The organism is Flavobacterium sp. 103, assembly GCF_003096795.1.
In the GTDB taxonomy this organism is placed as follows: domain Bacteria; phylum Bacteroidota; class Bacteroidia; order Flavobacteriales; family Flavobacteriaceae; genus Flavobacterium.
On the sequence record NZ_QENX01000001.1, the window covers coordinates 1,682,189 to 1,698,814 of the forward strand.

A 16,626-nucleotide genomic window follows, 5' to 3' on the forward strand; every position below is an offset into this window, starting at 1 on the left:
CTATTTTATCAGTTTACCAATTACCTCCTTATTGTTTTTTTCAAAACAGGACTTTATAACTATAGCACTGGCTCATATAATGATGTACCGTTTCCGATTTTTACATCATAAATTTTTAATTCTATATCAAAAGCCTCTTTGTACAACTTACTAAGTTTTTCCTTGATAGCTTCCTCTTCTCCTTTTTTTATCAAATTGATGGTACAACCACCAAAACCGCCTCCCATTAAGCGAGATCCAATTACTGCTTCCTCCTTTTTTAAAGTATCTACGATAAAGTCCAGTTCATCACAACTTACCAAATACTCTTTAGACAAGCCTTCGTGGGTTTCAAAAAGTAATTTCCCTAATGCTTGGATGTTTCCGTTATCCAAAGCTTCGCAGGCAAGTGCCACACGATGAATTTCTTTAACCACATAATGGCATCTGACAAACACATTTGATGTCATTTTATCTTTTAATTGTAGCACATGGTTTTCATTACAATCCCTGAAACTGGCAATTTCCGGAAAGTTACTTTTTATAATCGAAAGCCCTTCTTCACACTCTTCTCTTCTGGTATTGTAAGCCGAAGAAAACAGAGAATGCTTCACGTTACTGTCAAATAAAATAAGCGAATAATCATTGAAATCGGCGTTGTGGTATTCGTATTCCAATGTTTTGCAATCAATTTTAATCACTTTATTTTCTAAGCCCATCACACTCGAAAACTGATCCATAATCCCACAATTGATTCCAACCCAGTGTTCTGCTTTTTGTCCCATTAGTGCAATATCTACTTTTGGAATTGACAGATTGAAAAGTTCCTTGATTCCGAAAATTGTTCCGCATTCTAAAGCTGCCGACGAAGACAATCCCGAACCAACAGGAATGTTACTACTAAAAACACAGTTGAAACCATCGAACGAAAATCCATTATCTTGTAATTGCTTGATTACGCCCAAAATGTAATTCGTCCAAACCACTTTACTCAATGAAATCGTTTCTGTCAAATCGACTTCAAATTCTTCGTTCAAGTCTATGGCAAAAATTTTGGATTGCTTTGAATTGCTTTTTGCAAAAGCGAAACAAATAATCTTGTCGATTGCAGCAGGCAAAACGTACCCGTCATTATAATCGATATGTTCGCCAATGATGTTAATTCTCCCTGGAGAAAGCACAATTTTCTCTGGAGCGTTGCCAAATTTCTCCTGAAAAAAAGCGGTCGTTTTGTTAATTAATAAATCGTTCATTACTTTGAAATTATTAAAATATTAGATTTTATGACTTTCCTTAAATGCGCAACAAGTCTTTTTTTTTGCCCCAGATTACACAGATTGACTCAGATTCATACAGATTTTACAAGCATCATTAAAAAAATCTGTGAAAATCTTTTTAATCTGTGGCTAATTTTTGTCGCTTTGGTATTAGTCACGCACTGTCATGTTTTATTTATTTCGATACCAAGGTCAATTTACCGCTCTTAAGCCCAGCTCCATTTACCTCCAATTTTACATCGCCGGCAGTTGTTGTCGATTTTACAAGCACTACCAACTTTCCACTAAAAAGTTTCATGGTATCTTTATGAAACATTTCAAGTGAAGTGGCATCTCCATTGCAGGCAGCTCTGTAAGTACCCACTCCAGTAACCTTAAATTTTAACTGGTTGGTCGCCGTAGGACAAGGAATTCCATTTTTATCAACTACAGATACTGTTACAAAAGATATATCTTCGCCATTGGCGGTGATTGTTTTCCTGTCCGCGTCCAAAACTATTTGATAAGGCTTTCCGGCAGTCTTAACTTCTTCCTCAGCAACAGCTTTACCATTGTCGTCAAGAGCCACAACTTTTACCGTTCCTGGCTCATATTTCACATCCATCCACATCAGGCGGTAGCGGTTCTGAGGTGTGTTTTTGTTTTTTTTCTGCACTCCCATGCTCTTGCCATTTATAAAAAGCTCAGCACTATTGTAATTCGTATATACAAAAACTGGAGTTACTTCTCCTTCACGTCCTTCCCAGTTCCAATGTGGTAAGATGTGTAGGGTTGGTTTCTCCGTATTCCAACGGCTTCTATATAAATAGTAACGGTCTTTTGGCAAACCGGCTAAATCGTTAATTCCAAAATAAGAACTTCGAGAAGGCCACATTTCATCATAAGGCGTAGGTTCGCCTAAATAATCAAAACCAGTCCAGACAAACTCGCCAATTACCCAAGGTTTATCATCTTGAAGCACAAAATCTTCATCAGGTACATTGGACCAGCTGCAGGCTTCCAAATCATAAGAGGATGATTGAAAATCAGGATATTGCTTATCTTTTTCTTGAACTATCGGGAATTTATAAATCCCTCTAGAGCTAACAGTTGAAGCTGTTTCGGAACCTAAAATAAACCCTTGCGGAAATTTTGAAAAGGCCTCATCATATAAATGCACACGATAATTCAATCCCGGAATATCGAGCAACGCTCCAAAACCAGATTCCATAGTCGCTTTTACTTGATCCATACCAACAGTTACTGGGCGTGTTGGGTCTTCTCTATGAAATATTTCTTGCAACCATTTAGCTCGTTTAACACCAGCTTCTCCCCATTGATCAGGTACTTCATTTCCAGCACTCCACATTACAATAGAAGGATGATTTCTTGTTGCTTGCACTAAATTCACAATGTCTTTTTCCGCATATTCATCAAAAAAACGATGATAGCCATTTTCTACTTTTGGCTTTGCCCATTCATCAAAACTCTCTGCCAAAAATAGAAACCCCATTTCATCCGCCAATTCCAATTGCTCGAAAGAAGGCATATTATGTGAACTGCGTATCGCATTACAGCCAAGATCTTTTAATATCATCATTTGTCTGCGCAACGCGGCTTTATTTACTGCTGCTCCAAGTGGACCAAGATCATGGTGAAGACAAACTCCTTTAAATTTGGTTACCTTTCCATTAAGACTGAAACCTTTATTAGCTTCGTATTTTATTTCTCGAATTCCAAAACGTGTTGAAACCTCATCTTTCAATTCTTTTCCAACATACAATTGAGAAACCGCTTTATACAAATAAGGGGTTTCGGGGCTCCACAATTTTGGTTTTTCTACTTTTATATTTTGATCGAACTCATTTCCGAATTGTGTAGCCGACTCCTCTGAATTTAGTTTATTCCCTTCGGCATCAAAAATAGTGGTAACTAAACGACTGTTTTCCCCAGAAGCTTTGGTCTTAATGTTGACTTTAGCAACTTCCTCACTGATAAAAGGTGTCGTTACAAACTGCCCCCATTGGTCAATGCTTTCGTTATTTTTTATAATAACACTTACTTTTCGATATAAACCGGCGCCAGGATACCAACGTGAAGCAAATTCTTTATTGGTTAGCTTTACCGACAATGTGTTCTCTCCTTCTTGTATAAATTGGGAAACATCAAAATAAAAATAACTATAGCCATATGCCCATTCGCCAACTTTTTTCCCGTTTAAATACACTTGAGGTTCGCTCATTGCACCTTCAAAAAGCAGAATTATTTTTTTCTCTTTTGAATCTTTCGGTAATTTAAATTTATTGCGGTACCACGCTGTCCCGATATGCGGTAAAGCTCCTGTTCGTCCTGTTTTTTCGGTAGCAACTTTTTCTCCGTTTTGAACAATCGCAACTTTCTGTATATCTACATTTTTATCAAAAGGTCCGTAAATTGCCCAATCATGCGGAACGGTTACCGATTCCCATTTCGAATCATTAAAATTTACTTTACTCGCCTCTTCAAAATCTCCTTTTTGAAATTTCCAATTAGTATCTAACACTTTTACCTCTCTTGTTTGTGACAGAGCTATTTGTGTAAATGCTAAAACTATAAAAAGAATACTTATTAATTTCTTCATTTTTAAACCTATATAATTATTTAATATCTATGCAATTAAAATTTATTCATCTCTATTCTCACGCTTCCGCAAAAGGGAGAATGGTTATCTTATCAAACCTATTCTTTAAACCATCCAATGCTATTGAAGGCTTCCAATCCGCTGAGAAAAATTCTTACCATATAAGAAATATAAGAGAATATAAGTTTTTGCTTTTTACATCCCTTTCTTAAATGAACTTATATTACTTATATGGTTAAAACCAAAACTTTATAACTATTCTTTAAACGCATCCAAAGCCATTGACGGTTTTCCATCGGATCTCCAAGCGCTTAATTCATAGTGGCTCCATGATTTTGCGCCTTCAGGTTCCCAATATATAACACCTAGCCCTTTATTATTTGGCACTGCTTTTACCGCTTTAATCACCGCAGCCAGCATATCGTATGTGTTTTGTTCTTGCGTATCGATGCCGCCGACTTCAACAACCATCACTTCTTTGTCATATCTAGCCGCCATGTCATTTAGATTATTGGCCAAATCGGCAATATTTTCTTTATAATCCGTTTTGATCCAAAATGGGTAATAAGACATTCCGATTACATCATATTTTACATTATTTGCTTTTGCATTATCAAAAAACCATCTGAACTTTTTACTGTTATTTCCTTCGTCTAAGTGAACAATTACTTTGATCTTAGGATCTATGGCCTTAGTCGCATCATACCCTTTATTGAGTAATTGAGCCAATTGACCGAAGTTATCAGTACTTCCTTCCGGCCATAACATTCCGCCCGGAATTTCATTCCCCACTTGAACCCATTCTGGAGTCACTCCTACTGATTTTAATGCTTTTAACACATCTGTGGTATGGAAATAAACATCATTTAATAGTTCTGAAAAAGTATGGTTCTTCCATTCCAAAGGTTTGGTTTGCTTACCTGGATCAGCCCAAGAATCACTATAATGGAAATCAATCATAATGTGCATTCCCATTTTTTGTGCACGAATTGCCATCGTTACCGTTTCTTCCTTGCTGCAATGTCCACTTGCCTTATCATTTGAAGGATTTACCCAAACTCTCAATCTGACGGTATTCATCCCTCTGTCTTTCAACAATTGCAAACAGTCTTTTTGAGTCCCATCGGCATCATAGAATTTATAACCCGTAGCTTCCATTTGTGGCAACCAACCCACATCAGCGCCTTTGGCAAAAGAATTTTCTTTGGGCTGCTGCATTGTTCTATTGGTAGTACAATATGTAAAAACCAATGCTGAAAGAATTATTAATGAACAAAATACCTTTTTCATCTTCTTTTAATTTAAATTAAAGACCCCGAAGACAGGCAATGCTTTATTGCTAAAATCATAAAGCGCTTGATTTTCAAAAGTAGAGCCATCCTTTGCTTGATTTCCTTTGAACGAAATCCATTCCCCTCCCCAATACGAAAATCCAATACCGCTTTGAGAGGTTTTCAAAAGATTTTTTATTGCCAACATATAACTTTTTTGTCCTTCGGGAGTTGCAGGATAACCCGAAACCAATTGAGAATCCAAGCCTACAATATTATCCGTCCAATCATTGTAACCCAACGTAAACGGATAAGCTGTTTCGGCAATAATTACTTTTTTACTGAACTTACTTCCAAGAGCGTCGATAGTACTTTTTACAACTGTCAAATCTTTTCCGTGCCAAACTGGATAATAAGAAAGACCTATATAATCATAATCTACACTTTTTACTTTGGTAAAAAACCAATCCGTATCCGATGCATTAACACCTGCATAATGAATCATGATTTTTGTTTTTGGCGCTTTGCTTCTAATGGTAGCACTAGCCGTTTTTAATAAATCAATACATTGCGCTTCTTGGTTAATCAAATGTCCTTGAGGCCAAAGCAAACCACTGTTGATTTCATTCCCAATCTGAATAATATCAGGATTAATCTCTGTAATGATTGTAGAAGTGTAATTAGCCACTGCTGTTTTCAAATCGATAAAAGACAAACTTGCCCATTCCGCCGGAGTCGCTTGATTTCCAGGATCAGCCCAGGTATCTGAGTAATGAACCGTAAGCCATACTTTCATACCCGCTTGTTTCACTCGAGCGGCAAGCGCTTTTACTTCGGTCAATCCAGAATGTCCATCGGCTGGATTCTTCCATAAACGAATACGGATCGTATTACAACCTGAATTTTTCAAGGTAGTAAGCATGTCTTCAGCTTTACTGTTGTTGTATAAAATAGTTCCGGCACTTTCAATCTGAGGAAGAAATGAAATATCCGCGGCTCTGATAAAGTCATCAGTTACAACAGGTGGAGTAACCGGTGTATCAGGAGTATCGCTACTGGAACAAGCAAACTGCACAGTTAATAAGACAAAAAGCGACAAAAATGTTAGGACTTTCTTCATGATGAGGGTGAGGTATTTTAAAATGATTGAAACTTATATATTGTATTATGAGTGTACTCGTCTCCCTTTTTAAGAACGGCACTTGGAAAATTCGAATTATTTGGGGCATCCGGATAGTTTTGGGTTTCAAAACATATCCCGCTTAATGAATGGTAGTCGGCGTTTTCTTTGCCTTTTATCGTATTAAAACAATTCCCACCCACATAGATATGAACTCCAGGTTGATCCGTATATACGGTCATTTTTAAATTATTTTTTTTATTAAAAAGGGAGGCCGCGAATCCTTCAGTTTGATCTATTACAAAAGTATTGTCTATTTTAGAAGGACATTTTTTAGGAATATAAAAGTCAAAATAGGTATCATATAATTCTAAAAACCTCCCATTGGGTATATATTCATTATTTGTTTCCAACATTCGGTGCGCATTTACTATTAATTCCTGATCTTTTACAGAAGACAAATGGCCGTCCAGATTAAAATAACTATGGTGGGTCAAATTCACAACGGTATCTTCGGTAGACCTGGCGCTGTATTGAATAATCAACTCATTTTCTTTGGATAACGTATAAGTAAGTTCAACAACTAATTCCCCTGGATAATTCTCTTCGCCTGCGGGACTGGAATAGGTCAACGTTATTGATGATTTTTTGCCTACATGCAAATCTTTGACTGTCCAAACCTTTTGGCTAAATCCAATTTTACCGCCATGTAAAGAGTTCTCATTGTTGTTTTTATTCAAAAGAATTTTTTGCTCATTCAAACTAAAAGTACTGTTGCAAATTCTACCGGCATATCTTCCGACTGTAGCTCCCATATAAGGTGGACTTGGTAGATTAAATGACTGCAAATAGGCTTCTAAAGTATCAAAACCCAAAACAACATCGACCACTTGGTCATTTTTCAACGGCATCTTTAATTCGGTTATCGTTGCTCCATATGTAATTACTTTTAATTTCATTCCATTTTTATTGGATAATTCGTAAGAGTATATGGCTGTACCATCCGGCATTAAACCAAACAAATTCATTACAGGAGCGGTTTCAATTTGTGAATTGCATTTTATTTCCATCATATTATTATGAAATTTGAAATTCAAATGTAAAATAAAATTCAAATAATACATACCAGTACCTACCAGTTTTTGTATCTTGCAAAAAAAATGAAAACAAAATGAAAGCAATCCCTATCCAAAACAACATTGGCTTACCCAAATACAAACAAATCATCAATGCAATCGAAAAAGCAATTGAAAGCCAGGATTTAAAAAAAGACGACAAATTACCTTCCATCAACAAAATTTGTCTTCCCTATAATTTATCCAGAGATACCGCACTGCAAGCTTATGATGATCTCAAAAAAAGAGGAATTATTTATGCCATCCCAGGCAAAGGATATTACGTAAAAAGTGTTGAGATCTCTATAAAACAGAAGATATTTTTGCTATTTGACGAGCTTAATATTTTCAAGGAAGATATTTATAATTCGTTTTTAAAAAATATAGGTAAAAATGTACAGGTCGATATTTTCTTTCATCATTTTAATGTTCAGGTTTTTCAAAAACTGATAAATGACAGTAATGGAAATTACACCAAATATATCATTATGCCAACCAACTTAATCAATGTAGCCGCGATCATAAAAACCCTACCAGTAAATGACGTAATCATCCTCGATCAAACTAATGATGAACTAAAATCATTCCCCGCTATATATCAAAATCACAAAAAAGACATCTTCGAGGGATTATACAAAGGGAAAACACGATTGAACAAGTACAAAAAATTCATTATGATATTTCCCGGTTTCAGGGAACCATTGGGCATGAAAACAGGATTTGAAAACTATTGCACTGAATATACTATAGACTATGAAATCATCAGTGAATTCACGGACAACGAAATAACAATAGGAGGCGTTTACATCATTCCAAATGACCGTGATTTGGTTAGTGTAATAGAAAAAGCCCGCCAACAAAACTTGAAATTAGGCACTGATTTTGGAATCATTTCTTATAATGAAACCTCACTAAAAAAAGTCGTTTCTAATGGCATTACCACTATTTCTACCGATTTTACCACAATGGGAAAACTACTGGCTCAAATGGTACTTACCGGCAAAAAAGAACAAATAGAAAACAAAAGCGCTTTGATAATTCGGAATTCATTATAAATAAATATCCTTTGTGCTTTTAAAATAAGAAGGCTAATACTAACCTCCTTATTTCGAACCAAAAACTTAAACTAATTTTTTAAATAATTTCTCTTTTCAATTTGTTTTTATTTATACCCGAAGTGCATCCTACGGGCATAAATAATTCAAACAAGTTTACTTTAATTCTATACTAAATAAAATTTTCGGATTTATGCAGTTTAAAACCGAAGTAAAACCAACATTCCTAGAATCAACGACAACAAACCACTGTATTATTGAATCTACAAGTGCGAAGTAACGCACAATGAAGGCGTCTGACGAGGAGCAAATTGGAAAAAAAGAAGGGTAAATTCGTAATCTTACTCATTTTTCATCACAGAATACAACATTTTTTTTATCATAAAATATAATTGCAACCCATAGCAATTCACAAATTAGCACCTATTAATCAATATACAAATTGATATAGCGAAGAGTTTCAAAATGATATTTTCTTTTTTTGTTTTTGTAAAACAAATTTAGCTATATTTGCAAATGTATTTTTTACACTTATTATTTTATTCTTCCTTATCCTCTCAAAAATAGTCTGTTATTCAAAGCCGATCAATTGATATCAGAACAAAATAATAAACTTTATTATTGGATTAAAACAGCGAAGAAATTAAAACTTAAGTTGTTTTACATGCTAAAATTTGTTTCTATACTATGTTTAAAAAAACATCTTTTTTTAGATTTTTTTACAACAAAAATAGAAACCACAATACTGCTATTACAAACAAATACAAATAAATTATGAACCACAAAATGGACCAATTAGCCGCTGACAATATAAGAGCACTGGCTATTTCTATGGTAGAAAAGGCAAATTCAGGACACCCAGGAGGTGCCATGGGAGGCGCTGATTTTATGCATATTTTATACACCGAATATTTAGATTTTGATCCAACCCAAATGGATTGGCCTTTTAGAGACCGCTTTTTTATGGATGCGGGACACTTATCGGCTTTGATGTATGCACAATACTATTTATTAGGTAACTACAAAAAAGAAGATCTAAAACAATTTAGACAATGGGGCTCGGTAACACCAGGACATCCTGAAGTTGACGTGTTGAGAGGAATTGAAAACACTTCCGGACCTTTGGGACAAGGTCACGCAATGGGTGTTGGAGCAGCAATCGCGGCCAAGTTTCTTGGAGCTAGATTCAAAGGTCTTTTCGATCACAAAATATATGGTTTTATCACCGATGGAGGTGTTCAAGAAGAAATCTCTCAAGGAGCAGGAAGAATCGCAGGGCATTTGGGATTGAATAATTTTATTATGTTTTATGATTCTAATGACGTGCAACTTTCTTCAATGACCGATGAAGTGACCTCTGAAGATACGGCCATGAAATACCAAGCTTGGGGATGGAATGTGATTACCATAAACGGACACGACCACTCGGAAATCCGCAAAGCATTGGATTCAGCGAACCAAGAAACCGAAAGACCAACTTTGATTATTGGAAAAACGATTATGGGGAAAGGTTGCGTTACTGCTGATGGTTCTATGTATGAAGGGGAATGCGAATTGCACGGTAAACCAATTGGCGACACCAAAGCAGATTACGTTAAAACACTGTTGAACCTCAAAGCCAATCCAGAAGATCCTTTTGCTATTTTTGAAGAAGTAGCAACACATTATTCTGATATTTTATCCAAAAAAACAGAAAAAGCTTCTCTGAGAAAACAACAAATAGCCAAATGGGAAGATGAAAATCCTGCTTTAGCTAAAAAAATGCAATTATTTTTATCAGGTGAACTGCCGGAATTGGATTTAAGCAGCGTGGTACAAAAACCAAATGCCGCCACTAGAGATGCTTCGTCTGCAGTGCTGGCCTATTTGGCAGAAAACGTAGAAAACATAATCGTTTCTTCAGCCGATTTATCCAATAGTGATAAAACTGATGGCTTTTTGAAAAAATCATCTGTATTGCAAAAAAACAATTTCAACGGTGCCTTTTTACAAGCTGGAGTTGCCGAACTGACGATGACTTCTATCGCCAACGGTATTGCTTTGCATGGTGGTGTAATTCCAGTTGTGGCAACCTTTTTCGTTTTTTCCGATTACATGAAACCAGCGATTCGATTAGCAGCCATTCAAGAACTTCCGATAAAATATGTCTTGACGCACGACTCTTTCCGCGTTGGAGAAGACGGACCAACACACCAGCCTATCGAGCAGGAAGCACAAATGCGTTTGTTGGAAAAAGTTAAAAACCATTCTGGACACCAAAGTCTTTTGGCACTGCGCCCAGCCGATGCCATCGAAACTTCAGTGGCTTGGGATATGGCTTTGAAAAACACTAAAACACCAACGGCTCTAATCCTTTCGAGACAAAATATAAAAGATATTCCAGCCAGCTATACTACAAGGTATGAAGAAGCAACAGAAGCTAAGAAAGGTGGCTATCTGGTCAAAAAAGTACAAAATCCAGACATCACTTTGATTGCAAATGGATCGGAAGTTTCAACGCTTATCGATGCTGCAGTGATTTTAGAAAAGGAGCATCAATTAAAAATAAACATCACTTCCATTATTTCCGAAGGTTTATTTAAGTCACAATCTAAATCGTACCAAGAAAGTATTATCCCGAAAGAAAAACTTGTTTTCGGACTTACAGCTGGGCTTCCCGTAAACCTTGAAGGCTTGATTGGCGACAGTGGAAAAATAATTGGTTTAGATCATTTTGGTTATTCGGCACCAGCGAGTGTTTTGGATGAAAAATTTGGATTTACAAGCCAACACGTTTGTGCAGAAATATTGAATTATATTGAAGAAAGTGCTCAGATATTGAGCAATTAAGTTACTAAGATGCTAAGACACTAAGCACCTAAGATAAAAACTTAGAATCTTAGTGTCTCTGAAACTTAGCAACTAAAAAAGAAAAAACATTAAAAAAACTTAGAATCTTAGTTACTCAGTAACTTAGAAACTTTAAAAAAAATACACATGAAATTTTTTATCGATACAGCAAATTTAAAAGACATCAAAGAAGCCAATGATTTAGGAATCTTGGATGGAGTAACCACAAACCCTTCGCTAATGGCGAAAGAAGGAATCACCGGAGCCGACAATATCATTGCGCATTATGTGAAAATATGTGAATTGGTTGATGGTGATGTAAGTGCCGAAGTTATTTCGACCGATCTTGCTGGAATGATTGCCGAAGGAGAAAAATTGGCAGCATTACATCCTCAAATCGTGGTAAAAATTCCAATGATTAAAGACGGAATAAAAGCCATTAAATATTTTTCAAACAAAGGAATCAGAACCAACTGTACATTAGTGTTTTCAGCTGGTCAGGCATTACTTGCCGCTAAAGCAGGTGCGACTTACGTGTCCCCATTTATCGGAAGGCTGGACGATATCTCAACTGATGGATTATCTTTAATTGAAGACATCAAATTGGTGTACGATAATTACGGTTATGAAACTCAAATCTTGGCAGCTTCTGTTCGTCACGTCATGCATATTATAAATTGTGCCAAAATTGGCGCCGATGTTATTACAGGTCCAATAAGCGCTATTGAAGGTTTGCTAAAACACCCACTTACAGATAGTGGATTGGCAACATTTTTGGCGGATTACCAAAAAGGGAATAGTTAGGAATCGTATCTTTTGTATCCTGCAAGGTTTTTTTTAACCTTGTAGGTATTTCAATTAATAAAAACATACCTACAAGGTTTTGGAAACCTTGCAGGAGAAGCGATTGATAACAAAAAAAGGAAGCTCCTGCAATAGAAGTTTCCTTTTTTTATTTGCTTTAAAATCAAAGCTGCTTTACTTTTTAAAAATTCAGTGCAAAATTATTCAAAACTTTTGCATCATATTTTTCTTTGTCAAAAGTATAGAGATAAGAACCTTTTCTGGACGAAGTCATGTCTTTCTCATCTAGTTTTATCAAAATATCCAACGAATTGATTTTGCTGATAAAATTTCTTTTGTCGATTTGTTTGTCCAAAATGGATTCATACAGTTTAAGTAACTGACTCATTTTGAATTTTTCTGGTAAAAGTTCAAATCCAACAGGACGCATTGAGGTTCTATAACGCAATCTTCTGATAGCATGCTCCAACATATTGTCGTGGTCAAAAATCAACTTTGGTACTTCAGAAACACTAAACCATTTTGCATGGTAGTTCTGAATCAATTCGGCATTATGATTCTCGATATTAATCAGCGCATAATAAGCCACCGATATGGTTCTTTCCACCGGGTCACGATCAATTTCGCTATAAGTATAAAGTTGTTCCATATAGATATCCTGCAAGCCGGTGTAAGTATTCAAGACTCTTATGGCTGCCGTATCCAATACTTCCTCTTTTTTAAGAAACCCTCCCATTAAAGACCATTTCCCTTTTTCTGGCTCAAAATCCCTTTTAATCAAAAGAATTTTTAACCCATCTTCATCAAAGCCGAAAATGATACAATCTACCGCTAGAAGAACTTTGTCCGCTGTACTATAACTATTTAGCATTTTCTATATATTTTGTGGTAAATATAAGAACTTCCTTAAAACTACCAAATTTATTTAATGTGGTTTTTACACTAATAAAAATAAAACTCAAAAAACTACTTTAAGTCACTGATTCACTAAATCATGCATTTTTATCAGCAATCACAACAGTTCCGCTTAATCCTTGTTAAAATCTAAAAACAAAGATTTATAGTCCATATTTTGACTTATTTTTTAATACAAGCATCTCAATTAAGTGTTAAAATTACATTTACAAGCGTTTTTTTGACATATTAGATACCAAAAATTAATTGAAAATGAGTAGCTAAAGCAAAAATAATGAATTTACAAATGATTATTTTGTACTCTAAATCATTCTTTTTTTGACAAAAAGCAAAAGATTCATAAAAAAATTAAAAATTAATTTAGAAATAGAAAATATTTATAAATTATTGATATTCAGTTATTTATATTTTACGAAAACGTTTTTCAAAGATACAAAATACACAAATACGCTCGTTTATCAGTATATTTTAGGATATCCGTTTTTTTTAACGACTTTTTTTATCAGATTAATTTGTTTTTATGCTTTTTTTTTATTTAAATTTACAAATGTAAAAACTACACTTATGATTAACCAAAATGCAATCAATATGACAACAAACCACAGATTATTTTTTTATTGCAATTTTTTATTGCCTAAAAAAGAATGGCTATTAGCACTATTAGTTATGCTTTTCGCCACTTATAATGTATCGGCACAACAAGCCAATGTCGTTTCAGGAAAGATTACCTCCGAGAAAGACAAAATGCCTCTTTCTGGAGTAAACATTTTAGTAAAAGGAACTTCTATAGCTACTTCTACAGGTTTTGACGGTGATTATTCTATCAATGCAAAACCAACCGATGTATTAATTTTTTCGTACATAGGGTATGAAACTAAAGAACTAACTATTGACAACCGTTCACAAATCAATTATGCCTTAAAAGACGATACTAACAAGTTGAATGAGATAGTAGTTATTGGTTATGGGACACAAAAGAAAGCGGATTTATCTGGAGCTGTAAGCGTAGTAAGTTTAAAAGAAGCAAAAACGATCGTTACTTATGATCCTGCAAAAATGCTACAAGGACAAGTTGCAGGTGTAAGTGTACAATCATCTGGTGAACCTGGTGGCTTTGTTAATATTAAAATTAGAGGGATATCTTCTTTTGCCAATACTAACCCCCTTTTTATTATCGATGGAATGATTGTAGACAATCCTTATGATTTTGCTCCTGGTGATGTTGAATCCATGCAGGTGTTAAAAGATGGAGCTTCTGCTGCCATTTATGGAGTACGTGGAGCCAATGGAGTAGTTATCATTACAACCAAAAAGGGAAAACAAGGAAAAATGAGTGTTGGATTTAAAACCATCACAGGGTTCCAAACCGTACCAAAAAAATGGTCCGTAACAGACAGAGTAGGATACCAAACCATCACTAGTGCAGCTGAGAAAAATGCTGGATTAACAATTGCTCCTGGAAATGATCCAACTAATGCTCTTTATATTAATAATGTAAATACCAATTGGCAAAATGAAGCTTTTGACACTGGTATTATACAAAATCAAGCATTGACACTTAGTGGAGGATCTGACGGTTTAGCCTATAATATGAATTTAGATTACTTTAAAAATAGTAGTTATGTGAAATCTCCACAAGATTATGAAAGATACACTATGAATCTGAATTTATCAGGAAAAAAAGGAAAATTCAGTTATGGTTCTAAAATAGCATATACACAGTCAGGCAAAGAAAAATTCAACAGTTATGTTGGCGAATCGGCTATTTCCAGTTTATTGACTGCTATTCCAACAATGCCTGTATACGATGAAAACAGATTAGGCGGATATGGCGGAACGGACAACTTAACGCAAAGAGCTATATCAATGAACGTTATCGGTTTCAATAATTTACTCGAAAATAAAGACAGAAGAAACCGTTTTATTGGAGACATCTGGGGACAGCTTGAAATCGTTAAAGGGTTAAAATATAAAATTGATGCTAGCTATGACAGGACAGATACTCAAAACAGATTGTTTATACCTCCAAGTGATTTAGGATGGTATTACATTACAACTAATGATGAAGCTTCACTAGATATAGCAAATGCTAACCAAACAAACACATTCCTAAATAACATATTGACATATGAAAAAACTTTAGGTAAACATAAATTTGATGTTTTGGGTGGATGGATTCAAGAAAGAAAAGACTTTTACAATCATTGGTCAAAAGGTGTAGGCTATACTCCAGGAGAAATCAGCAAACTTCAATATGCTGACGATATCAGCGGTGGAGAATTTGAAAACACCATTACAGGTATATCTTATATCAGTAGAATTAATTATTCTTTTGACGATCGTTACTTATTTCAAGCAAACTTCAGACAAGATAAATCATCTCTTTTCGGGGAAAACTACAACAAAGTTAATTCCTACTCGTTTTCTGGAGCTTGGAAAATTAGCAACGAAAAATTCCTTGACTTGCCAGAATATGTAAGTAATATTAAGTTAAGAGGAAGCTGGGGACGTTTAGGAAACAATCCAATCGCTCCTTATTCATTTGCTACAACAGTAAATCGTTTTGCCGGTTATGACTTTAATAACACTTTGGCCAATGGTACAACAGTAGTAAGTGCATTGGACCCAAATTTACGTTGGGAAACGTCAGAAACCAGCGACATTGCACTTGAACTTGGTTTCTTTAACAATGATTTACAATTTACAGCAGAATATTTTAATAAAAAATCGGATGACCTTTTAGTTAATGTTCCTCTACCTTTCTCTACTGGTGCATTTCCAGCCCAAATTTTAACAAATGGTGCTGCCATGAACAACAGTGGTTATGAATTTTCACTAGCATATAACAACTCACATCATGAGTTTAAATATAACATTAGTGCCAACGTAGGAACCTTAAAAAACGAAGTAACCAAAATTGGAGTGAATGGAAATCCAATCTATGGCGCCGCTTCCAAAACAGAGGTAGGCAGAGCTGCAGGAGAAATTTATGCATACCAAACCGATGGGATTTTCCAAAATGCTGCTGAAATCGCAGCTGCTCCGACACAAACAAATGCTGGTATTGGAGACATCCGTTTCAAAGACATAAACGGTGACGGTAAAATTACCGACCAAGACAGAACTTTCCAAGGATCAGCAATTCCTACATACAGTTTTGGTGCTAATTTTGGTGCTTCTTACAAAAATTTTGATTTCACAATGGTATGGCAAGGTGCTGGCGGTAATAAAGTATTTAACGCTATGTACCGTGATTTAATGGTTGGACAATATGGCAATCACAGTACAGATGAACTTAATTATTGGACTCCAACGAATACAAATACTGATGTTCCTCGTCCAATTATTGGAGATCCAAATGGTAACAGCAGAGACTCTAATCGTTTCGTCGAAAAAGGAGATTATGTAAGATTACAAACAATGGAAATTGGATATCAAATCCCTGTCCCTACATCCTTTTTTATCGAAAAAGCTAAAGTATATATAAATGGCCAAAACCTTTGGACAATAACAAGTTACAAAGGATACGATCCAGATTTTAATAGCAATGACGGATTATTCTCAAGAGGATATGATGCAGGTTCTTTCCCAAATCCTAGAACTATTTCGTTGGGACTTGACGTGAAATTTTAAATTAGCTAACCAATTAAAAACGAATCAAA

General features: G+C 35.2%; 10 protein-coding genes. 4 read left to right on the forward strand and 6 right to left on the reverse strand.

Features of this window, described 5'->3' with window-relative positions:
* Window positions 1-59: 59 nt before the first annotated feature.
* The 5 genes from galK to C8C85_RS06925 all read right to left on the reverse strand — a co-directional run bounded on the left by galK (window position 60) and on the right by C8C85_RS06925 (window position 7,319).
* Window positions 60-1,232: a galactokinase gene (galK, locus tag C8C85_RS06905; protein WP_116796413.1), complete on the reverse strand. Its 1,173-nt coding sequence runs from the start codon at window positions 1,230-1,232 to the stop codon at window positions 60-62.
* A 199-nt stretch (window positions 1,233-1,431) separates the two neighbouring features.
* Window positions 1,432-3,855, reverse strand: a complete 2,424-nt coding sequence (locus tag C8C85_RS06910) for a DUF4982 domain-containing protein (RefSeq protein ID WP_116796414.1) — start codon at window positions 3,853-3,855, stop codon at window positions 1,432-1,434.
* 255 nt (window positions 3,856-4,110) lie between these two features.
* On the reverse strand, window positions 4,111-5,145 hold the full coding sequence (locus C8C85_RS06915) for an arabinogalactan endo-beta-1,4-galactanase (protein WP_116796415.1): 1,035 nt from the start codon (window positions 5,143-5,145) through the stop codon (window positions 4,111-4,113).
* Between the two features lie 6 nt (window positions 5,146-5,151).
* Entirely contained in the window at window positions 5,152-6,246 is a 1,095-nt protein-coding gene (locus C8C85_RS06920; RefSeq protein ID WP_116796416.1) for an arabinogalactan endo-beta-1,4-galactanase, read from the reverse strand.
* A 17-nt stretch (window positions 6,247-6,263) separates the two neighbouring features.
* A complete protein-coding gene (locus C8C85_RS06925; RefSeq protein WP_317046335.1) occupies window positions 6,264-7,319 on the reverse strand; it encodes an aldose epimerase family protein in 1,056 nt (351 codons plus the stop codon).
* Window positions 7,320-7,417: 98 nt separating this feature from the next.
* On the opposite strand from C8C85_RS06925, the gene C8C85_RS06930 reads away from it, so the two are divergent.
* From C8C85_RS06930 to fsa, 3 genes are all read left to right on the forward strand, one after another.
* The gene (locus C8C85_RS06930) at window positions 7,418-8,416 is read left to right on the forward strand and encodes a GntR family transcriptional regulator (RefSeq protein ID WP_116796417.1); all 999 of its coding nucleotides are present in this window, start codon (window positions 7,418-7,420) and stop codon (window positions 8,414-8,416) included.
* A gap of 774 nt (window positions 8,417-9,190) precedes the next feature.
* Complete coding sequence (locus C8C85_RS06935; protein WP_116796418.1) at window positions 9,191-11,245, forward strand: transketolase family protein; 2,055 nt, start codon at window positions 9,191-9,193, stop codon at window positions 11,243-11,245.
* Between the two features lie 147 nt (window positions 11,246-11,392).
* A complete protein-coding gene (fsa, locus tag C8C85_RS06940; RefSeq protein WP_116796419.1) occupies window positions 11,393-12,049 on the forward strand; it encodes a fructose-6-phosphate aldolase in 657 nt (218 codons plus the stop codon).
* Between the two features lie 181 nt (window positions 12,050-12,230).
* On the opposite strand, the gene C8C85_RS06945 is transcribed toward fsa, so the two are convergent.
* Window positions 12,231-12,920 (reverse strand): NUDIX hydrolase, encoded by a 690-nt coding sequence (locus C8C85_RS06945; protein ID WP_116796420.1) that lies wholly within the window; start codon window positions 12,918-12,920, stop codon window positions 12,231-12,233.
* Between the two features lie 632 nt (window positions 12,921-13,552).
* Here C8C85_RS06945 and C8C85_RS06950 point away from each other — a divergent pair.
* The gene (locus C8C85_RS06950) at window positions 13,553-16,597 is read left to right on the forward strand and encodes a SusC/RagA family TonB-linked outer membrane protein (RefSeq protein ID WP_165818103.1); all 3,045 of its coding nucleotides are present in this window, start codon (window positions 13,553-13,555) and stop codon (window positions 16,595-16,597) included.
* The last annotated feature ends 29 nt before the right edge of the window (window positions 16,598-16,626 follow it).